At 65.7% G+C, this 19,430-nt stretch carries 17 protein-coding genes and 1 pseudogene; 16 read left to right on the top strand and 2 right to left on the bottom strand.

The features are described 5' to 3' along the window. Position 1 precedes the first annotated feature (1 nt). From ACSFA3_RS16280 to ACSFA3_RS16255, 6 genes are all read left to right on the top strand, one after another. Entirely contained in the window at positions 2-832 is an 831-nt protein-coding gene (locus ACSFA3_RS16280) for a CbtA family protein (protein WP_435506522.1), read from the top strand. Beyond that, complete coding sequence (gene cobJ / locus ACSFA3_RS16275) at positions 829-1,809, top strand: precorrin-3B C(17)-methyltransferase (protein ID WP_435506521.1); 981 nt, start codon at positions 829-831, stop codon at positions 1,807-1,809. Before ACSFA3_RS16280 ends, cobJ begins: the two co-directional genes overlap by 4 nt. After that, the gene (locus ACSFA3_RS16270; protein WP_435506520.1) at positions 1,806-2,147 is read left to right on the top strand and encodes a (2Fe-2S) ferredoxin domain-containing protein; all 342 of its coding nucleotides are present in this window, start codon (positions 1,806-1,808) and stop codon (positions 2,145-2,147) included. The genes cobJ and ACSFA3_RS16270 overlap by 4 nt, the downstream gene beginning before the upstream one ends. A 106-nt stretch (positions 2,148-2,253) precedes the next feature. Then, a complete protein-coding gene (locus ACSFA3_RS16265) occupies positions 2,254-3,561 on the top strand; it encodes a CitMHS family transporter (protein WP_435506519.1) in 1,308 nt (435 codons plus the stop codon). Positions 3,562-3,580: 19 nt separating this feature from the next. Next, positions 3,581-4,750 (top strand): ABC transporter substrate-binding protein, encoded by a 1,170-nt coding sequence (locus tag ACSFA3_RS16260; protein WP_435506518.1) that lies wholly within the window; start codon positions 3,581-3,583, stop codon positions 4,748-4,750. A gap of 13 nt (positions 4,751-4,763) precedes the next feature. After that, on the top strand, positions 4,764-5,543 hold the full coding sequence (locus ACSFA3_RS16255; RefSeq protein WP_435506517.1) for a tRNA-uridine aminocarboxypropyltransferase: 780 nt from the start codon (positions 4,764-4,766) through the stop codon (positions 5,541-5,543). Between the two features lie 385 nt (positions 5,544-5,928). Here the strand turns inward: ACSFA3_RS16255 and ACSFA3_RS16250 are convergent. Then, positions 5,929-6,267: pseudogene (locus ACSFA3_RS16250) on the bottom strand (Fic family protein); the annotation flags it as partial. Positions 6,268-7,099: 832 nt separating this feature from the next. Between ACSFA3_RS16250 and ACSFA3_RS16245 the strand changes: the two are divergent. From ACSFA3_RS16245 to ACSFA3_RS16210, 8 genes are read left to right on the top strand one after another with little or no spacing between them, the layout of a single operon-like run. After that, a complete protein-coding gene (locus ACSFA3_RS16245) occupies positions 7,100-8,050 on the top strand; it encodes a MurR/RpiR family transcriptional regulator (RefSeq protein ID WP_435506516.1) in 951 nt (316 codons plus the stop codon). Beyond that, the gene (locus ACSFA3_RS16240; protein WP_435506515.1) at positions 8,047-8,988 is read left to right on the top strand and encodes an isoaspartyl peptidase/L-asparaginase family protein; all 942 of its coding nucleotides are present in this window, start codon (positions 8,047-8,049) and stop codon (positions 8,986-8,988) included. The genes ACSFA3_RS16245 and ACSFA3_RS16240 overlap by 4 nt, the downstream gene beginning before the upstream one ends. Before the next feature lie 19 nt (positions 8,989-9,007). Then, the gene (locus ACSFA3_RS16235; protein WP_435506514.1) at positions 9,008-10,924 is read left to right on the top strand and encodes a dipeptide ABC transporter ATP-binding protein; all 1,917 of its coding nucleotides are present in this window, start codon (positions 9,008-9,010) and stop codon (positions 10,922-10,924) included. A gap of 53 nt (positions 10,925-10,977) precedes the next feature. Beyond that, positions 10,978-12,516, top strand: coding sequence for a glutathione ABC transporter substrate-binding protein GsiB (gsiB, locus tag ACSFA3_RS16230; RefSeq protein ID WP_435506513.1), 1,539 nt, complete (start codon positions 10,978-10,980; stop codon positions 12,514-12,516). A 21-nt stretch (positions 12,517-12,537) separates the two neighbouring features. Beyond that, entirely contained in the window at positions 12,538-13,458 is a 921-nt protein-coding gene (gene gsiC / locus ACSFA3_RS16225) for a glutathione ABC transporter permease GsiC (protein ID WP_435506512.1), read from the top strand. Continuing rightward, positions 13,424-14,311, top strand: coding sequence for a glutathione ABC transporter permease GsiD (gene gsiD / locus ACSFA3_RS16220; RefSeq protein ID WP_435506511.1), 888 nt, complete (start codon positions 13,424-13,426; stop codon positions 14,309-14,311). Before gsiC ends, gsiD begins: the two co-directional genes overlap by 35 nt. 2 nt (positions 14,312-14,313) lie before the next feature. Further along, positions 14,314-15,360 carry a DmpA family aminopeptidase gene (locus ACSFA3_RS16215; protein WP_435506510.1) on the top strand — a complete coding sequence of 349 codons (1,047 nt, stop codon included), beginning with the start codon at positions 14,314-14,316 and terminating at the stop codon, positions 15,358-15,360. Next, on the top strand, positions 15,357-16,175 hold the full coding sequence (locus ACSFA3_RS16210; protein ID WP_435506509.1) for a M55 family metallopeptidase: 819 nt from the start codon (positions 15,357-15,359) through the stop codon (positions 16,173-16,175). The genes ACSFA3_RS16215 and ACSFA3_RS16210 overlap by 4 nt, the downstream gene beginning before the upstream one ends. Positions 16,176-16,182: 7 nt before the next feature. Here the strand turns inward: ACSFA3_RS16210 and argC are convergent, their stop codons facing one another. Further along, positions 16,183-17,106 carry an N-acetyl-gamma-glutamyl-phosphate reductase gene (gene argC / locus ACSFA3_RS16205; protein WP_435506508.1) on the bottom strand — a complete coding sequence of 308 codons (924 nt, stop codon included), beginning with the start codon at positions 17,104-17,106 and terminating at the stop codon, positions 16,183-16,185. A gap of 186 nt (positions 17,107-17,292) precedes the next feature. Here argC and sucC point away from each other — a divergent pair, with 186 nt between their 5' ends. Continuing rightward, positions 17,293-18,453 carry an ADP-forming succinate--CoA ligase subunit beta gene (gene sucC, locus ACSFA3_RS16200; protein ID WP_435506507.1) on the top strand — a complete coding sequence of 387 codons (1,161 nt, stop codon included), beginning with the start codon at positions 17,293-17,295 and terminating at the stop codon, positions 18,451-18,453. Between the two features lie 9 nt (positions 18,454-18,462). Beyond that, positions 18,463-19,356, top strand: coding sequence for a succinate--CoA ligase subunit alpha (gene sucD / locus ACSFA3_RS16195; RefSeq protein ID WP_435506506.1), 894 nt, complete (start codon positions 18,463-18,465; stop codon positions 19,354-19,356). Positions 19,357-19,430 lie beyond the last annotated feature (74 nt).

Raw genomic sequence — 19,430 nt, 5'->3', positions numbered from 1 at the left:
CATGATGTTGTTTCAACGACTGATCTGGTCGGGCTTGGCGGCGGCCGTGCTGGTCGGCAGCGTGCAGACCGGCGTCCAGCTCTGGCAGGCGACGCCGATCATCCACGCCGCCGAGAGCTACGAGTCGCAAAAGGTCGAGGTGCCCGCGCCGGTTGCGCTTTCGACCGCACCCGCGCAGGCCGAGGCGCAAGACCACACGCACGCTCACGCGCATGCTGCTGCAGCCACACCCGCATGGCAGCCCGAAGACGGCGCCGAGCGCACGTTCTGGACCTGGGTCGCCAACCTGCTGCATGCGTTCAGCATGGCGCTGCTGGTGCTTGCCGCGATGGGCGTCTGTCTCTGGCGCGGCGCGAACATGCGTTCGATGCCGCTGGCTGCGCTGATCGCCGGCGCCGGCTGGCTGAGTTTTCACCTCTGGCCCTCGCTCGGCTTGCCAGCCGAGATTCCCGGCATGGACGCCGCCCGCCTGGGTTCGCGCCAGGGCTGGTGGGTGCTGGCGGCAGTCAGTGCCGCATTGGCCTGCGGCGTCGCCGCAGGACTGCGCAGCGCCTGGCGCTGGCCTGCCGCCGCTGCGCTGCTGGCATTGCCGTTCTTCGTGGGCGCGCCGCACATCGCGGCCGACCCGTTCGCCGGCTTTAGCGCCGAAGCGCAAACCGCACTGCGCGCGCTCGATGCGCAGTTCGTCATCGCGACGACCTGGATATCGATCTCCTTCTGGGTGTCGATGGCCGTGGTGTGCGGACTGGCGTTCGAACGCTGGCTTCGCCCCGTGCTGGCCGACGGCTTCGGCGGCGCACGCCCCACAACCTCGCTGGAGCTGAAGTCATGAGCGGAAAAATCATGCTGGTGGGCATCGGCCCCGGCAGCCACGACCACATGACCCAGCGCGCGCGCGACGCGATCGCCGAGGCCGACGTAGTGGTCGGCTACAGCACCTACATCAAGCTGGTCGCCGACCTGCTCGAAGGCAAGGAAGTCATCCGAAAGGGCATGACCGAGGAACTCGACCGCGCCGTCAACGCGCTCGAATGCGCGCGCGAGGGCAAGAAGGTCGCGCTGATCTCCAGCGGCGACGCGGGCGTCTACGGCATGGCCGGGCCGACCTACGAGGTGCTGTTCCAGGCGGGGTGGACGCCGGAGTCGGAGATCACGGTCGAGGTGGTGCCGGGCGCATCGGCCATCAACGCCTGCGCGGCGCTGGTCGGCGCGCCGCTGACGCATGACTTCTGCTCGATCTCGCTCAGCGATCTGCTCACGCCCTGGCCGGTGATCGCGCGCCGGCTCGACGCCGTAGCCGCTGCCGACTTCGTGGTCGCGCTCTACAACCCGAAGAGCGGTCGGCGCACCCAGCAGATCGTGCAGGCGCAGCAGCTGTTCCTCCGGCACCGCCGGCCCGACACGCCGGTGGCGGTGGTCAAGTCGGCCTATCGCCGGCGCGAGCGCCTCGAGTTCACCACGCTCGACAGGATGAGCGACTGCGACATCGGCATGCTGACCACGGTGCTGATCGGCAACAGCCACACCTTCATCCAGCATGGACTGATGGTCACGCCGCGCGGCTATGCGAACAAGTACGACCTGGACGACGGCGGCTCGACGCGCGAAGGCGAGCGCCCCGGCCGTTCGCTCTCCACCGGCCTGATCGGATGGCTGCAGAACCTGCGCGCCGACCATGCCGAGGGCGCGAGCACGGACGATCTGGCGCAGCGCCACCGATTGCCCGTCGACTACATCGAGGCGGTGCTCGCGGCGCCGGTCGAAGACGAAGTGGCGGCGCCCGTTGCGGTCGAGGAAGCGCAGGAATGACCGAAGTCGTCAAGCCGAAGATCGGTGCGTACAAGCGCCACCTGCTGGTCTGCACCGGCCCGCGCTGCACGCCCGACGGCGCGTCGCAGGACCTGTTCGACAGCCTGGGCGAGAAGTTCAAGGCTGCGGGGCTCAACGAAGGCGAGTTGCGCGTCAAGCGCAGCCGCGTCGGCTGTTTCGCGGCCTGCAAGGGCGGCCCGGTGATGTGCGTGCAGCCCGACGGCACCTGGTACTACAACGTGACGCCGGAGAACCTGGACCGCATCGTCGAGCAGCATCTGCTGGGCGGAAAGGTCGTGGAGGACCTGGTGTTCCATCAGGGGCCGGGGCTGGATTGAGCACGCGGGTGCGCCGGAATGTCACCCGAAAGAATGCAGAATCGCCGGTCGAACGAAAACCACGACATCGACGACTTCGACGACCACGGCCAAGAAACGAGCCCCTATGCTGACTGCCCTCGCCTACACCATGATCCTCGTGTTCATGGCGCTGATCATGACCAAGCGCCTCTCGGCGATGGTCGCCCTGATCCTCGTACCCATCGCCTTCGGCCTGCTCGCCGGATTCGGCATGGGGCTCGGTCCGATGATGCTCGACGGCATCAAGAAGCTCGCGCCCACGGGCGTGATGCTGATGTTCGCGATCCTGTACTTCGGGATCATGATCGACGCGGGCCTGTTCGATCCGCCGGTGCGCTGGATCCTGAAGCTGGTGGGCAACAACCCGACCAAGATCGTCATGGGAACCTTCGTGCTCGCCACCTGCGTCTCGCTCGACGGCGACGGTTCCACCACCTACATGATCACCTGCGCGGCGATGCTGCCGCTGTACAAGCGCCTTGGCATGAGCCGGCTGGTGCTGACCTGCGTGGTGATGATGGCAGGCGGCAACATGAACATCCTGCCCTGGGGCGGACCGACCGCGCGCGCGGCCAGCGCACTGGGCGTGGACGTCGGCGAGCTGTTCGTGCCGATGATCGTGCCGATGATCGTCACCGGCGCGTGGGGATTGCTGGTGGCCTTCTGGCTCGGCCGTCGCGAGACGCGCCGGCTCGGCGGCAGTGTCGATCTGCCCGTGACGTACGACGCCACCGAAGCCGACATGGCCACCGCTCTGTCGATCGCGCGGCCGCAACTTATCTGGGTCAACTTCGCGCTGACGGTCGCGCTGATGGTGCTGCTGGTCATGGGCACCTTCCCGCTGCAGGTGCTGTTCATGGTGGCCGCAGCCATCGCGCTGATGATCAATTACCCGCGCCTCGAGCAGCAGAAGGAACGGCTCGAATCGCATGCCGCCAACATCGTGCCGGTGGTGGCGCTGATCTTCGCGGCCGGCATCTTCGTCGGCATCCTGTCGGGCACGAAGATGGTCGACGCGATCGCTGCCAGCGTCATCGCCGGCCTGCCCAACTGGCTCGAGCCCTACCTGGCGGTGGTCACGGCGGTGCTGAGCGTGCCGTTCACCTTCTTCATCTCCAACGACGCGTTCTATTTCGGCATCCTGCCGATCCTGGCCAAGGCCGGCGCGGTGCACGGCTTCACGGCCGCCGAGATCGGCCGCGCCTCGCTCATCGGCCAGCAGGTGCATCTGCTGAGCCCGCTGGTGGCGTCGACCTATCTGCTGGTCGGGCTGGCTAAGGTCGAGTTCGGCGATCACCAGCGCTTCACGCTGCTGTGGGCAATGTCCGCGGCAGGCGTCATGCTGGCCGTCACGCTGCTGCTCGGCGTGATTCCACTGGCGCGCTTCGGCTGAACCGCGAGGACCGGCAGACATGACGAAAGATGCACCCCGCAAGCCCACTGAGACCACGCGCCGGGCCGCGGTCCGGGGCCTGATCGCCCTGGGCGTGAGCCCGCTCGCCGCCGCGCAGAACAACAGCACGGACGAACTGCTCGACTTCTCGCCCCGCTCGAAACCGCCTGCGGGTTATGCGCCGGACTATGCAGCCACCGTGCGCGCCGCCGAGGACGAAGGCCGGCTCGTCATCTACTCCACCACCGATATCGCCGTCGCGCAGCCGCTGGTCGACGATTTCCAGTCGCTCTATCCACGAATCGCCGTCGAGTACGAAGACCTGACCAGCACCGAGCTGCACCACCGCTTCGTGGCGGAAACCCAGCTCGGACGCGACACCGCCGACGTGCTGTGGAGCTCGGCGATGGACCTTCAGGCCAGCCTGGTCGAGCAGGACTACGCGCTGACCTACGCTTCGCCCGAGAGCGCGGCCCTGCCCGCGTGGGCGCGGATGCGCGACCAGGCCTGGGCCACGACCTTCGAGCCGATCGTCGTGGCCTACAACAGGAAGCTGGTGCCCCAGCCGCCCCGCACGCATGCGGATCTCGCGACGCTGCTGCAGCGCTCGCCGGCGCTCAGGGGCAAGGTCGTCACGTACGACGTCGAGAAGTCCGGCCTCGGTTTCCTGCTGGCTGCGCAGGACGCGCGCGCCGCGCCGGCCTTCTGGGACATCGCACAGGCCCTGGGCCGCGCCGACGTGCGCTTCTCCGCGACCACCTCGGCCATGCTGGGCCAGGTCGTCAGCGGGCGGTCCGCCATCGCCTACAACGTGCTCGGCGCCTATGCGCTCGCGCAGGCGCGCCGCAATCCGGACATCGGCGTGGTATTTCCCGCCGACTACACGCTGGTGCTGTCGCGACTGCAGCTGATCGCCCGGCGCGCCCGGCGGCCTAACGCGGCGCGGCTGTGGGTCGACTACACGCTGTCCCGGCGCGGCCAGGCGCTGCTCGCGCGCCAGGGCGTCTACGCGATGCGCGCGGACGTGAGCGGCGAAGCGACCGCGGCGCAGCTCATGCAGAAACTGGGCGCGACGCTGAAGCCGATCGTGCCCGGCATCGAGCTCACGCAAGACCTGCAGCCGGCTGCATATCGCGCCTTCATCGAGCGCTGGCGCAGCAGCCTGGGACGACCGCTGCGCGGCAGGTAGCGCGCATCTTTCGATGCCGCACGCCGTCGCCCTGCTTCGCGCTGCCCGCCTGGCGCGCAGCAGCAAACCCTTTCTCGCCCGCGGCGGTTTCAAGCGAGAGCGCTGCGATGGTTGCCGTCTCGCAACTAGCCATTGCATGTGCGCCGTGCGCCCGACCGTGTCCACCAACGCCGGTGTTTGCCTGCTCATGGCCGACATCGAGCCGCTCAAACCCAGCAACACCGGCTGGCTGGTCGCCGAGGTCGTGCCCGATACCTTCGCGTTCGGTTGGGCGCGGACCGAAACCGATCCTGCATTGCTCGCCCTGCTCCGCGATCCGCAGTGGGCGCCGTATGTGGTGTTTCCGGGGCAGTACGCGGCGCCGGAACGGGTGGTGCACGCCGTCGCGACGGGTGATGCGTCGGTCGGAGGAAACGCCGAAGCCGGCAAGCGCCCTTTGTTCATCCTGCTCGACGGAACCTGGGCCGAGGCGCGGAAGATGTTTGGTCGGAGTCCGTATCTGGATGCGTTGCCGGTGCTGAGCCTGGAGCCGGCGCACGTATCGCAATACAAGCTGCGGCGGTCAGGGCGCGGAGATCATTTCTGCACGAGCGAGGTGGCAGCGATGTGCATGGAGCTGGCGGGCGAGCATGCGGCAGTGGCGGTGCTGGAAGCGTATCTGGCGGTTTTCACGCATCACTATTTGTGTGCGAAGAATCAACAGCCGGTGGCGTGGGAGGGGGTGGCGCATCGGGGATTGCGGGATGCTGTTTCCGAAGGCGACCTGCATCGATCCAGGTCTGTGTTTCCTTGATGCCGAGACGATATCGCGCACAGTTGAAAGCCGCCAGTGCCGCAAGTTCCTGCACAAGCAAGTCCCGGAACTTCGACGCGTCCTCTTCAGGCAGTCCCAGCCCCGTCATCGCTTCCTGCTCGGAGGCTCGTCCCCTCACCACCAGTCCGACCGCTTCGGTAAGCGCCTCACGGTACTTCACGCGAAATGGGTCCGGCGAGCCCATGGATTCCTGAACCACCCTGTACTTGGCTTGCGAGCGTCTGTAGGTCCAGTCGAAGAGGTCTACGGCCATCGACACGTCGCAGTATTCGTAGACGCCCATCATGGCCATTGCGTAATCATCCCTTTCGACGTCCAGAAACGACAAAGGCGCATGGTTGTAGAGCATCAACGGGATGTTGGCGGCAAGCCGACTCACTCGTTTGTTTCCGTCCTCGAAAGGTTGAAGGTACGCGAGATTGGTCCAGAGGAAAAATGCCGCCTCCAAGGGGTTCTTGATGCGTTGCCCGACCGAGACGATGCGCTCGAACATCTCGCTCAACACCGCAGGAACCTGGCTGGGAACGTAGGTCGTGCCGCTGATGTTGACCACCTTCTCGCGAATGGCGCCGAGCGACGCTACGTCCGCCAGCAGATCCTGCATGAGCACGGCGTGCAGATTGCGGATGAGTCCGGCGCTGAGTCCCTGCACCGGGACCGCATCCACAAGGAATTCGATGGCTGCCTTGTGATTGAGCAGCATGACCGCATCGCCATCGGTGGCAGCAGCGCCGCTTTTGAAAAGCTCTTCGGTGTCCAGCAGCGTGTAGCGATTGCCTTCCAGATGGGACGACGACCATGAAAGGTCGATCAGCAGTTGCTCCAGAACCTTTCGGACGTACGTGCCTGCCGGCAGTTGCCCAGGGTGACTGCCGAGGGCTGACAGTTCTTCGGCAAGCTCGCGCGGCAGCAGGAAGGTTTCGTTGGGCTTGTAGTCGTCAACGAATTCGCGGCGATACGTCACCGGCATGCGGGCTGCGAGTGGCAATCCCAGCCGCGCCCGGAGTTCGATACTCGCTGGGCGCCAGGTCAACGCAATGCCGCGTCCGGCTTCCGGGGGCACTGCGAGAGCAGGTGTTCTCGTCGGCAACAGGCGATAGCGCGTCGCGCGTGCCTTGCCAGTGACCTCGATTTTCGTGTCTGCAACCAGTTTCAACAGCATGCGTTTGACGGCAGGCAGGCTCGAGCCTGTTGCCTTGGCGAGCTGGGCCGAGGAAGCCTGCGCATGCCCGGCGGATTTCAGGGCTGCCATGTGGTGCAGCAATTCGTCGGATGTCAGTCGGTTGTTGTATGGCATGAATCAGCTCGATGTTTCGAGCCGATTCTAATAAATCAGCTCGATATTTGAGCTGATACCGATTGAATCGAGCTGATATCAGCTTCGACCGTAAAGGGTAGCTCTACGCAGCAGCGGGCCCGGACTTTGCTTAACTTATGAAAATGACCAAAAGTTTTCTTTCGGTCTGTATATTTGTTATCAAATTTACTTTCCTGCCCTGTCATGGGGCAGGCAACGCCCCGTTTTCAACCCGCCTATGCGCCCCGACGCTCCCGTCGCCATCACTTCGTTCGCAAAGCCGGCAGGCCCCGACACGGTCACCCAGCGCATCGCGCAGGCATTGCCGCGCCTGAGCCGCCTGCACCGTCAGGTCGCAGACCACGTCCTCGCGCATCCGCTGCAGGTCGCCACGTTGCCGATCGACGAGCTGGCAGCCACGGCCGGCGTCTCCGTCGCCACGGCCAACCGCTTCGCGCGCGCGCTGGGCTATGAGGGCTACGCGAGCTTTCGCGCCGAACTGGTGCTCGGCTTCGAGCCGTTGCTGGCGCCGGTCGAGCAGTTGCGCGGCAACCTGGCGCAGCCTTCTACGGTGGCTGAAGTGTTCGCTGCCGCGCTGGAAGAAAGCCATCGCAACATCGAGGCGACGCGCCGCACCATCGACTACGGCGCCTGCGAGCGTGCGGTGCAGTTGCTGCTCGACGCGCGCTCGGTGCTGTTGGTCGGCTACGGTGCCAGCGCATGGCTGGCCGGGATGCTGCAGCATGGGCTCGACCCGTACTGCGCCGACGTCAGGCTGCTGTCCGCCGTGAGCGGCGTCACGCATGCGGCGCGCACGCTGTCGCGCGGCAAGCCGGGCGACGTGTTGGTGGCGATCGGCTTTCCGCGCTATCTGACCGACACCGTGACGCTTGCCGCCGCAGCGCGCGCTCACGGCGTGCGCGTGTTGGTGTTGACCGACCGGCCGAGCTCGCCGCTCGCACCATTGGCCGATGTGGCGCTCTACGCACAGACCGAAACCCGCTACCGTCCCAACTGCGAAACTGCCGCGCTGGCCGTGATCGAGGCGCTGACCAGCGCCGTTGCCCTGCGCACGCCGGGCGCTTTCCAGCTGGCCGGCAAGGTCGTCGAATCCGTCATGCCGTGGCTGCATGGCAATCCCCATCGCGGCGCACGCGTCGCGGCCCGCAAGACACTCGCTTCCCCATGAAGACCACGCCCGTCATCGCCATCCACGGAGGCGCCGGAACCATCGCTTCGGTGGCTTCGGATTCGTCCGCCGCACAGCCTTACCGCGATGCGCTGCAGGCCGTCGTCTCCGCCGCGCAGGCCGCATTGCTGCGCGGCACGAGCGCGCTCGACGCGGTCTGCATCGCGGTCGAAATGCTCGAAGACTGTCCGCTGTTCAACGCCGGCCACGGCGCGGTCTTCACGCACGACGAGACGCATGAACTGGACGCCGCCGTGATGAACGGCGCGGACCTTCGCGCAGGCGCGGTGGCCGGCGTGAGCCGCATCAGACGACCGGTGCGTGCGGCGCGTGCGGTGATGGCCGACGGCGCGCACGTGCTGCTCGGCGGCTTGGGCGCGGAGAATTTCGCGCGCGAGCACGGCCTGGAGATGGTCGATCCGTCATACTTCTCCACCGAGGCGCGACGCCAGCAGCTCAAGCTGGCCCGCGTCGCCGATCGCGTATCGCTCGACCATGACGGCGCGCCGCTGATCGAGGGCAGCAAGTTCGGCACCGTCGGCGCGGTCGCGCTCGACATGCACGGCCACCTCGCCGCCGCGACATCGACTGGCGGCATGACCAACAAGCGCGTCGGTCGCATCGGCGATTCGCCACTGATCGGCGCCGGCACCTATGCCGACGACCGCAGTGCGGCGGTGTCGTGCACCGGCAGCGGCGAGATGTTCATCCGGGCCGTCGCGGCCTACGACGTCTGCGCGCGCATGCGCTATGCCGAGCAGTCGCTCGAAGAAGCCTGCGAGGCGGTCGTGATGCGCACGCTGCCGGCCATCGGCGGGCGCGGTGGCCTGATCGCGGTCGATCGGCTGGGCAACGTCTGCCTGCCGTTCAACACCGAGGGCATGTACCGCGCCCATGCCCGGGGCGCCGACGCGCCGCAGACCGCCATCCATCGCTGAAGAAAGCGCAACGCCGTTCATGTCCGCCGTTCTCAACGATCCTTCTTCCGGCCCTTCTTCCGCCGCGCGATCCGTCGCATCGCCGATCGCGCTGCCCGAGGGTCGCGTGCTGTCCGTCGAGGACCTGAACGTCCGCTTCTCGACCTCCGAGCGCGTCGTCGATGCGGTGAAGAACCTGTCGTTCCACGTCGAGCGTGGCGAGACGCTGGCCATCGTCGGCGAGTCCGGTTCGGGCAAGTCGGTGACCTCGCTGGCGCTGATGCGGCTGGTCGAATACGGCGGCGGCCGCATCGTCGGCGGCCGCATGCTGTTCCGGCGCCGCAACGACCAGGTACTTGATCTGGCGAGCGCGCCCGATGCCGCCATGCGCGGAATCCGCGGTGCCGACATAGCGATGATTTTCCAGGAGCCGATGACCTCGCTGAACCCGGTGTTCACCGCCGGCGACCAGATCGCCGAGGCCATTGCGATCCATCAGCGCAAGGACCGCAGCGCAGCGCGCGCCGAGGCACTGCGCATGCTCGAGCTGGTCCGCATACCCGAGGCGCGCGGTGTGCTCGACCGCTTCCCGCACCAGCTCTCGGGCGGCATGCGCCAGCGCGTGATGATTGCGATGGCACTGTCGTGCAAGCCGTCGCTGCTGATCGCCGACGAGCCGACGACGGCGCTCGACGTCACCATCCAGGCGCAGATCCTCCAGCTGATCCGCGAGCTGCAGACCGAGATGCGGATGGGCGTGCTGTTCATCACGCACGACATGGGCGTGGTGGCCGAAGTGGCCGACCGCGTGTTGGTGATGTACCGCGGCAACAAGGTGGAGGCCGACACTGCCACGCAGGTGTTCGCCGATCCGAAGCATCCGTACACGCGGGCGCTGCTGTCGGCCGTGCCGCAACTCGGCGCGATGCGCGGCACCGACCTGCCGGCGAAGTTCGAACTGCTGCGCGTCGATGAACCCGGCGCCGCGCCAGCCCCCGCAATCGAGCCGCACGACACGGTGCGCCACGACCAGCCGCCGATCCTCCGTGTCAAGGATCTGGTGACGCGCTTCGAGCTGCGCAGCGGTCTGCTGAGCCGCGTGACGCGCGTGGTGCATGCGGTCGAGAAGGTGAGCTTTGACCTGCATGCGGGCGAGACGCTGGCGCTGGTCGGCGAATCGGGCTGCGGGAAATCGACCACCGGACGTTCGCTGCTGCGGCTGGTCGAGAGCCAGCGCGGCAGCATCGAGTTCGACGGCCGCAACGTGCTGGAACTGCCGAAGAAGGAAGTGCAGGCGCTGCGCCGTGACATCCAGTTCATCTTCCAGGACCCGTTCGCCTCGCTCGACCCGCGCGTGACGGTCGGTTATTCGATCATGGAGCCGCTGCTGGTGCACGGCATCGCGAGCGGCGAAGAGGCACAGACGCGCGTGCGCTGGCTGCTGGAGAAGGTCGGGCTGCCGGCCGAGCACGCGCAGCGCTATCCGCATGAGTTTTCCGGCGGGCAGCGCCAGCGCATCGCCATCGCGCGGGCGCTTGCGTTGAACCCGAAGGTGGTGGTGGCGGACGAGTCGGTGTCGGCGCTGGACGTGTCGATCCAGGCGCAGATCGTGAACCTGCTGCTCGACCTGCAGCGCGAGCTCGGCGTCGCTTTTCTCTTCATCTCGCACGACATGGCGGTGGTCGAGCGCGTGAGCCATCGCGTGGCCGTGATGTACCTTGGCCAGATCGTCGAGATCGGGCCGCGTCGCGCCATCTTCGAGAACCCGCAGCACGCCTACACCAAACGCCTGATGGCGGCAGTGCCGGTGGCCGACCCGACGCGGCGCAACATCGGCCGCACGCTGCAGAAGGGCGAGATTCCGAGCCCGGTGCATCCGGTCGGCTACGAGCCCGATCCGCCGCCGTTGGTCGAGGTCGCGCCGGGGCATTTCGTGGCGCTGCATTCGGTCGCCTGACCCGTTTCAAATTTCCAGTCATTTCTCCCAACCGGCTTCAAAGGAGTCTTCGCATGTTCAATAAACGTCTTTCCCACATCGCCGCCGCCCTGGCGCTGGCCGGCGTGGCGCTTTCCGCCCACGCCGCCAAGGACGTGGTCGTCGCGGTGCAGTCCAACTTCACCACCACTGACCCGTACGACGCCAACGACACGCTGTCGCAGGCGGTAGCCAAGTCCTTCTATCAAGGCCTCTACGGCTTCGACAAGGACATGAAGATGGTCCCGGTGCTCGCCACCGGACACACGGTCAGCAAGGACGGCCTGGTCTACACCGTCAAGCTGCGCAGCGGCATCCAGTTCCATGACGGCACGCCCTTCAATGCCGAAGCCGTCAAGGTCACCTTCGACCGCGTGACAAACCCGGACAACAAGCTCAAGCGCTACAACCTCTACAAGAACATAGCCAAGACGGAAGCGGTCGACGCGACCACGGTGAAGTTCACGCTGACCGAGCCGTTCTCGCCGTTCATCAACACGCTGGCGCATCCGTCGGGCGTGATCATCTCGCCGGCGGCGCTGGCCAAGTTCGGCAGCAAGGGCATCGCGCAGAACCCGGTCGGCACCGGCCCGTTCAAGTTCGTCGAATGGAAGGCCACCGACTACCTGAAGGTCGCGAAGTTCGACGGCTACTGGCGTAAGGGCTATCCGAAGGTCGACACCATCACCTTCCGCCCGGTGGTCGACAACAACACCCGCTCGGCCATGATGCAGACCAACGAGGCGCATTTCGCGTTCCCGATGCCGCCCGAAGCCGCCGCCACGCTGCGCGCCAAGCCGAGCCTCGAAGTGACGGCCGCGCCGTCGATCATCCAGCGCTACATCTCGTTCAACACGCAGCAGAAGCCGTTCGACAACCCGAAGGTGCGCGAGGCCATCAATTACGCGATCAACAAGGACGCGCTGGTCAAGGTCGCGTTCTCCGGCTTCGCGATTCCGGCCGAGGGCGTGCTGCCCAAGGGCGTCGACGGAGCGATCAAGACGGGCCCGTGGCCGTATGACCCGGCCAAGGCGAAGGCGCTGCTGGCCGAGGCCGGCTACCCGAACGGCTTCGAAAGCACGCTCTGGTCTGCCTACAACCATACGACCGCGCAGAAGGTGATCCAGTTCGTGCAGCAGCAGCTCGGCCAGGTCGGCATCAAGGTGCAGGTCCAGGCGCTCGAAGCCGGCCAGCGCGTCGAACGCGTCGAAAGCGCGCAGGACCCGGCGACCGCGCCGGTGCGCATGTACTACGTCGGCTGGTCGTCGTCGACCGGTGAAGCCGACTGGGCGTTGCGTCCGCTGCTGGCTTCCGAATCGTTCCCGCCGAAGCTGTTCAACACGGCCTACTACAAGAACGACGAGGTCGATGCCGGCATCAAGAAGGCGCTGGTCACCACCGATGCCGCTGCAAAGAACAAGATCTATTCCGACGTGCAGCAGCGCATCTGGAAGGACGCACCATGGGCGTTTCTCGTAACCGAGCAGCTGCTGTCGGTGCGCGCACGCAACCTGTCGGGCTTTTATGTAATTCCGGACGGCAGCTTCAACTACGACGAAGTCGAATTGAAGTAATCCGGCGAGCTTTCAGTTCAGATGACGCACTACATCCTCAAGCGCCTGCTCGGCCTGCTGCCGACGCTGCTGATCGTCGCGGTGCTGGTGTTCCTGTTCGTGCACCTGCTGCCCGGCGACCCCGCGCGGCTGGCCGCGGGCGTGGACGCCGGCCCGGAGACGGTGGCGCTGGTGCGTCAGGAGCTCGGCCTCGACAAGCCGTTGCCGCAGCAGTTCCTGAACTTCTTCGGCAACCTGCTGCAAGGCGATTTCGGCACGTCGCTGCGCTCCAAGCGCGCGGTTTCGACCGAGATCGCGGAGCGCTTCATGCCGACGCTGCTGCTCACGCTCACCAGCATGGTCTGGGCGACCTTCTTCGGCATGTTGATCGGCATCGTTTCCGCCGTGTATCGCAACCAGTGGCCCGACCGTGTCGGCATGACGCTGGCAGTCTCGGGCATCTCGTTCCCGGCGTTCGCGCTGGGCATGTTGCTGATGCAGGTGTTTTCGGTGCAGCTGGGCTGGCTGCCGACCGTCGGCGCCGACACATGGCGCCACTACATATTGCCGTCGCTCACATTGGGCGCGGCCGTCGCCGCCGTGATGGCGCGCTTCACGCGGGCTTCGTTCATCGAGGTGATCCAGGAAGACTTCGTTCGCACCGCGCGGGCCAAGGGCGTCCCGGAAAAACTCGTGGTGCTCAAGCACTGCCTGCGCAACGCGCTGATACCGGTCGTCACCATGATGGGCCTGCAGTTCGGCTTTCTTCTGGGCGGATCGATCGTGGTCGAAGCCGTCTTCAACTGGCCGGGGCTCGGCCGGCTTCTGGTCGACGCGATCGAGATGCGCGACTACCCCATCATCCAGACGCTCGTGCTGCTCTTTTCGCTCGAGTTCATCCTGATCAATCTCGCGGTCGACGTGCTCTATGGCTTCATCAATCCAACCATCCGATACAAGTAACGCGGTGCGCACGCCGTGGCGCGAGTTCTGGCGCAAGTTCCGGATGCAGCACGTGGGTTTCGCGGCGTTGATCTTCGTCGTGCTGCTGGTGCTGGTCGCGGTGCTGGCGCCGTGGATCGTGCCGTACGACGCCGAGAATTTCTTCGACTACGACCGCATCAACCAGGGCCCGTCGCTGGTGCACTGGTTCGGCGTCGACCCGCTTGGGCGCGACATCTTCAGCCGCATCCTGATGGGCACGCGCATCTCGCTGGCCGCCGGCTTCCTGTCGGTCGTGGTGGGCGCCATCGTCGGCACCGTGTTCGGCTTGCTGGCCGGTTACTACGGCGGCTGGTGGGACCGCATCGTGATGCGGATTTCGGACGTGCTGTTCGCGTTTCCTGGCGTGCTGCTGGCGCTCGGCGTGGTCGCGATCCTCGGCAACGGGATGATCAACGTGATCATCGCGGTGTCGGTGTTCAGCGTGCCGGCCTTCGCTCGGCTGGTGCGCGGCAATACGCTGGTGCTGAAGAACCTCACCTATATCGAGGCCACGCAAAGCATCGGCGCAAGCGATCGCATGATCCTGCTGCGCCATATCCTGCCGGGCACCATCTCCGCCATCGTCGTCTACTTCACGATGCGGCTGGGCACCTCGATCATCACGGCGGCGAGCCTGTCGTTCCTCGGCCTCGGCGCGCAGCCGCCGACGCCCGAGTGGGGCGCAATGCTCAACGAAGCGCGTGCCGACATGGTCAACGCACCGCACGTCGCACTGTTTCCGTCGCTCGCGATCTTCTTCACGGTGCTGGCCTTCAACCTGCTGGGCGACGGCCTGCGCGACGCGCTCGATCCGAAAATAGACAGGCTGTAGCCGTGGCTGTCCAGGTCCCGCGGATCGGCCGCCTGCCCTCGGGTCCGCGCGATGCGATCACCGACGTGGCCGGCGTTGTCGTCGGCCACTGCACGCGCGATGAGGGCGAGGGCAGCGGCATCCACACCGGCGTGACGGTCGTGCGGCCGCACGGCGGCGATCCCTTCATGCAGCGCGTGCCGGCTGGCTTCGCGGTGCTCAACGGCTTCGGCAAGAGCGTCGGGCTGATGCAGATCGATGAACTGGGCCTGCTCGAAACGCCGATCGCGCTGACCAACACCTTCGCCGTGCCTGCCGTGACAGCGGCGCAGATCCGCCAGTGCATCGAAGCGAATCCCGAATGCGGACGCGCATTGCCGACCGTGAACCCGCTGGTGTTCGAGTGCAACGACGGCTTCCTCAACGACATTCAGCGCATGGTGGTGACCGAGGCCGATTACCTGCACGCATGGAACGCGGCCGGCGCCGATGTCGCGCAGGGTTCGGTGGGTGCGGGGCGCGGCATGTCGTGCTTCGAGCTCAAGGGCGGCATCGGCACCGCGTCGCGCTGTGTGACGACGACAACCGGTGACTACATCGTCGGTACGCTGGTGCTGGCGAACTTCGGCGTGCTGGCCAATCTCATCGTCACAGGCGATGCGGTCGGCGAACGGATCGCGGCAATGTCCGAAACCAGCCGCTCGATGGTCCCCGAAAAGGGTTCGATCATCATCCTCATCGCGACCGACGCGCCGCTCGATGCACGCCAATTGCGCCGCCTCGCACTGCGCGCCGGCGCGGGGCTCGCCCGAACTGGCTCGGTCTTCGGCCACGGCAGCGGCGACATCGTGCTGGCGTTCTCGACCGCCTACACAGTGCCGCAACGAACCGATGCGTTGATGCCCGCCGTCGCGCTGCTGCACGACGCATTGCTCGACGGACTGTTCCATGCGACCGCCGACAGCGTCGAGCAGGCCATCCTGCATGCGCTGTGGCATGCCGAATCGTTCATCGGGCGCGACGGCCATGTGCGGCCGACGTTGCCCCACCTACTTTCGAGAGTCTCATGAAAATCCTGATCTCCGTCGACATCGAAGGCGTGGCCGGCGTCTTCCATCCGCAGCAGGTGCGCGCGGGCAACCCCGAATACGAACGCGCCCGCCGCTGGATGACCGACGAGGCCAACGCCGCCATCGCCGGAGCCTTCGATGGCGGCGCGACCGAGGTCTACGTCAACGATTCGCACGGCGACTTCCGCAACATGCCGGCCGACCTGCTCGACCCGCGCGCGCAGGCGATCCAGGGCAAGCCGCGCTACCTGAGCATGGTGTCGGGCGTGGAGCTCGGCATCGACGGCGTCTGCATGGTTGGCTACCACTCACGCGCGCAGGGGTCGGGCATCCTCGCGCACACCATCAACAGCTTCGCCTTCGCGGCGATCGAATTCGACGGTCAGCCGATGAGCGAAGCCGGCATCTACGGCGCGCTCGCCGGCGAGTACGGCGCACCCGTGCTGATGGCCAGCGGAGACGATCTGTTCATCGCCGAGAACCGGCCGCTGTTCCCGCAGGCGACCTTCGTGCAGACCAAGCGCGCGACCGGGCAGAACAGCGGCATCTCGCTGTCGCCGGCGCAGTCGTGCGCGGCGATCCGTGCGGGCGTGGTCGAGGCGCTGGGCCGCATCGGCAACGCGCGACCGCTACAACTGCACATGCCGCTCTCTGTCACCTTGCGCACCCAGACGCCAGCGCAGGCCGACCTGTTCTGCCAGTGGCCGACGTTCCAGCGCGTCGACCCGATGGCGCTGCGCTTCGCGGCGCCGTCGGTCGAGGCGGCCGTGCGGATGCTGAATTGCTGTTCGGCGATGTCGGCGATGCTGCGCTGAGTTCGAGTCAGATCTTCAACATCAGCTTCAGGTTCTGCACCGCCGCGCCGCTCGCGCCCTTGCCCAGGTTGTCCAGACGCGCGATCACCACCGCGTGGCGGTGGTCCTCGTTCGGGTAGACGCGCAGCTCGAGCATGTTCGTGTCGTTGAGCGCAGTCGGTTCCAGCTTGCCGTCGTCGGTCGGCGGCAGAACCTTGATGAAGTTGTCCGGCGTGTTGCTGCGGGCGTAGTGCGCAGCCAGCGCCTCGTGCAAGTCGCCCGCCTTCGGTTTGCCCGGCAGGTCGTCCAGGTGCAGAGGCAACTGGACGAGCATTCCCTGCTTGAAATTGCCCACAGACGGGATAAACACCGGACGGCGCGTGAGTCCGGTGTATTTCATGATTTCCGGGATGTGCTTGTGCTTCAGGCCCAGCGCGTAGGTTTCGTAAGGCGCAGCGCCGCCCGCTTCATAGGCCTCGATCATGGTGCGCCCGCCACCCGAGAAACCACTCACGGACGGCAGCGCGATCGGGAAGTCGACCGGCAGGATGCCCGCATCGACCAGCGGCCGGACGATGGCGATGGCACCGGTCGCATAGCAGCCCGGATTCGCGACGCGGTCGGCTGCAGCCACAGCTTCCCAGTGGCCGGCTGTCAGTTCCGGAAAGCCGAATGCCCAGGCCGGGTTGGTGCGGTGCGCAGTCGAGGCATCGATGATCTTGGGTTTCTTGCCAGGCAACTGGTCGATCAGTGCGACGGATTCGATCGCCGCGTCGTCATGCAGGCACAGCACGACGAGGTCGACGCCCGCCATCAGGTCGCGCTTGGCATCGGCGTTCTTGCGGAGTTCGGGCGCGATGCTGACGAGCTCGACCTGCGGCATCGACTGGAGCCGCTCCCGGATTTGCAGACCGGTCGTGCCGGCTTCGCCATCAATGAAAACCTTGACCATGATTGTGTCCGTTCATTACGAAAAATGAGAACTAAAGCGCTAATCCTGGCGTGATTCGCTGGAGTTTGTGCGGCGCACCATGATACATTCCGCAGTTGTCCGCCACCCCCTGCCCGAAGCGGTGCGCAGTGGCCTTCGGACAACAGTCACCATCTCGTTTTCAACCTCCGTTCCGAGAGAACCCTCATGAAGATTCACGAGTACCAAGGCAAGGAAATTCTTGCCAAGTTCGGCGTGCCCGTGCCACGCGGCATTGCGGCCTACACGGTCCAGGAGGCGGTCGAAGCCGCCCAGAAACTTGGCGGCCCCGTGTGGGTGGTCAAGGCCCAGATCCACGCCGGTGGGCGCGGCAAGGGCGGCGGCGTCAAGGTCGCCAAGACCATCGAAGACGTCAAGCGCATCGCCGGCGAAATCCTCGGCATGCAATTGATCACGCACCAGACCGGCCCCGAAGGCCAGAAGGTTCGTCGCCTCTACATCGAAGACGGCGCCGATATCAACAAGGAATACTACATTTCCGCCGTGACCGATCGCGCGACGCAGAAGGTCGCCTTCATCGCGTCCAGCGAAGGCGGCATGGACATCGAGGAAGTTGCACATTCGTCGCCCGAGAAGATCATCACGGTCTTCGCCGACCCGCAACTCGGCCTGACCGACGCGCAAGCCAAGGAAATCTCGGACGGCATCGGCATGCCGGCCGATTCGACCGCGCAGACGGTCGACATCCTGAAGAAGCTCTACACCTGCTACATGGAGACGGACGCCTCGCTGGTCGAGATCAACCCGCTCAACCGTGACAGCAAGGGCCAAGTCATGGCGCTCGACGCGAAGTTCAACTTCGATCCGAACTCGCTGTTTCGCCACCCCGAACTCGTCGCCCTGCGCGACCTGGACGAAGAAGACGCAGCCGAAGTCGAAGCCTCGAAGTTCGACCTCGCCTACATCTCGCTCGACGGCAACATCGGCTGCCTGGTGAACGGCGCCGGCCTGGCGATGGCCACCATGGACACCATCAAGCTGTTCGGCGGCGAGCCGGCCAACTTCCTGGACGTGGGCGGCGGTGCCACCCCCGAGAAGGTGACCGAAGCCTTCAAGATCATGCTGAAGAACAAGAACGTCAAGGGCATCCTTGTCAACATCTTCGGCGGCATCATGAAGTGCGACACCATCGCCACCGGCGTGATCGCAGCCTGCAAGGCAGTGAACCTCAGCGTGCCGCTGGTGGTGCGCATGAAGGGCACGAACGAAGTCGAGGGCAAGAAATTGCTGGCCGAATCCGGCCTGCCGATCATCAGCGCCGACACGATGGCCGATGCGGCCCAAAAAGTGGTTGCAGCCGTCAAGTAAGGATTAGTCATGTCGATCTACATCAACAAAGACACCAAGGTCATCACCCAGGGTATTACCGGCAAGACCGGTCAGTTCCACACGGAAAAGTGCCAGGAATATGCGAACGGCAAGAACGCCTTCGTGGCCGGCGTGAACCCGAAGAAGGCCGGCGAGTCGATCTTCGGTATCCCGATCTTCGGTTCGGTGAAAGAAGCCGCATCGCAGACCGGTGCCACCGTGTCGGTCATCTACGTGCCGCCACCCGGTGCGGCAGCCGCGATCTGGGAAGCCGTCGAAGCCGACCTGGACATGGCGATCTGCATCACCGAAGGCATTCCGGTCAAGGACATGCTCGAAGTGCGCAACAAGATGCGCGCCAAGGAAGCCGCTGGCGGCAAGAAGACGCTGCTGCTCGGCCCGAACTGCCCCGGCCTGATCACGCCCGACGAAATCAAGATCGGCATCATGCCCGGTCACATCCATCGCAAGGGTCGTATCGGCGTGGTCTCGCGCTCGGGTACGCTGACCTATGAAGCCGTGGCCCAGCTGACCGAGATCGGCCTCGGCCAGTCGTCGGCAGTCGGCATCGGCGGCGATCCGATCAACGGCCTGAAGCACATCGACGTGATGCAGGCCTTCAACGACGATCCGGACACCGACGCTGTCATCATGATCGGCGAAATCGGCGGCCCGGACGAGGCCGATGCGGCCCGCTGGTGCAAGCTCAACATGAAGAAGCCGGTCGTCGGCTTCATCGCAGGCGTGACCGCGCCTCCGGGCAAACGCATGGGCCATGCCGGCGCGCTGATCTCCGGCGGTGCCGATACGGCCGATGCCAAGCTCGCCATCATGGAAGAGTCGGGCTTCACGATCACGCGCAACTTCTCCGAACTGGCCAAGCTGCTGAAGGCGCGCCTGTAAGTACATCGCAGGCGACGCGAAAAGCGTCCCTGGCGACGACCACAACAAACGAAAAGGCGCTCGCAATTCAAATT

This window comes from Variovorax glucosi, assembly GCF_051216695.1.
In the GTDB taxonomy this organism is placed as follows: domain Bacteria; phylum Pseudomonadota; class Gammaproteobacteria; order Burkholderiales; family Burkholderiaceae_C; genus Variovorax.
This window is presented reverse-complemented; position numbering and strand designations above follow the sequence as displayed.

Coding starts and splice junctions, on each gene's coding strand:
- ACSFA3_RS16280 (WP_435506522.1), top strand. CDS start 2: ATGATGTTGTTTCAACGACTGATCTGGTCGGGCTTGGCGGCGGCCGTG.
- cobJ (WP_435506521.1), top strand. CDS start 829: ATGAGCGGAAAAATCATGCTGGTGGGCATCGGCCCCGGCAGCCACGAC.
- ACSFA3_RS16270 (WP_435506520.1), top strand. CDS start 1,806: ATGACCGAAGTCGTCAAGCCGAAGATCGGTGCGTACAAGCGCCACCTG.
- ACSFA3_RS16265 (WP_435506519.1), top strand. CDS start 2,254: ATGCTGACTGCCCTCGCCTACACCATGATCCTCGTGTTCATGGCGCTG.
- ACSFA3_RS16260 (WP_435506518.1), top strand. CDS start 3,581: ATGACGAAAGATGCACCCCGCAAGCCCACTGAGACCACGCGCCGGGCC.
- ACSFA3_RS16255 (WP_435506517.1), top strand. CDS start 4,764: ATGCCGCACGCCGTCGCCCTGCTTCGCGCTGCCCGCCTGGCGCGCAGC.
- ACSFA3_RS16245 (WP_435506516.1), top strand. CDS start 7,100: ATGCGCCCCGACGCTCCCGTCGCCATCACTTCGTTCGCAAAGCCGGCA.
- ACSFA3_RS16240 (WP_435506515.1), top strand. CDS start 8,047: ATGAAGACCACGCCCGTCATCGCCATCCACGGAGGCGCCGGAACCATC.
- ACSFA3_RS16235 (WP_435506514.1), top strand. CDS start 9,008: ATGTCCGCCGTTCTCAACGATCCTTCTTCCGGCCCTTCTTCCGCCGCG.
- gsiB (WP_435506513.1), top strand. CDS start 10,978: ATGTTCAATAAACGTCTTTCCCACATCGCCGCCGCCCTGGCGCTGGCC.
- gsiC (WP_435506512.1), top strand. CDS start 12,538: ATGACGCACTACATCCTCAAGCGCCTGCTCGGCCTGCTGCCGACGCTG.
- gsiD (WP_435506511.1), top strand. CDS start 13,424: ATGGCTTCATCAATCCAACCATCCGATACAAGTAACGCGGTGCGCACG.
- ACSFA3_RS16210 (WP_435506509.1), top strand. CDS start 15,357: ATGAAAATCCTGATCTCCGTCGACATCGAAGGCGTGGCCGGCGTCTTC.
- argC (WP_435506508.1), bottom strand. CDS start 17,106: ATGGTCAAGGTTTTCATTGATGGCGAAGCCGGCACGACCGGTCTGCAA.
- sucC (WP_435506507.1), top strand. CDS start 17,293: ATGAAGATTCACGAGTACCAAGGCAAGGAAATTCTTGCCAAGTTCGGC.
- sucD (WP_435506506.1), top strand. CDS start 18,463: ATGTCGATCTACATCAACAAAGACACCAAGGTCATCACCCAGGGTATT.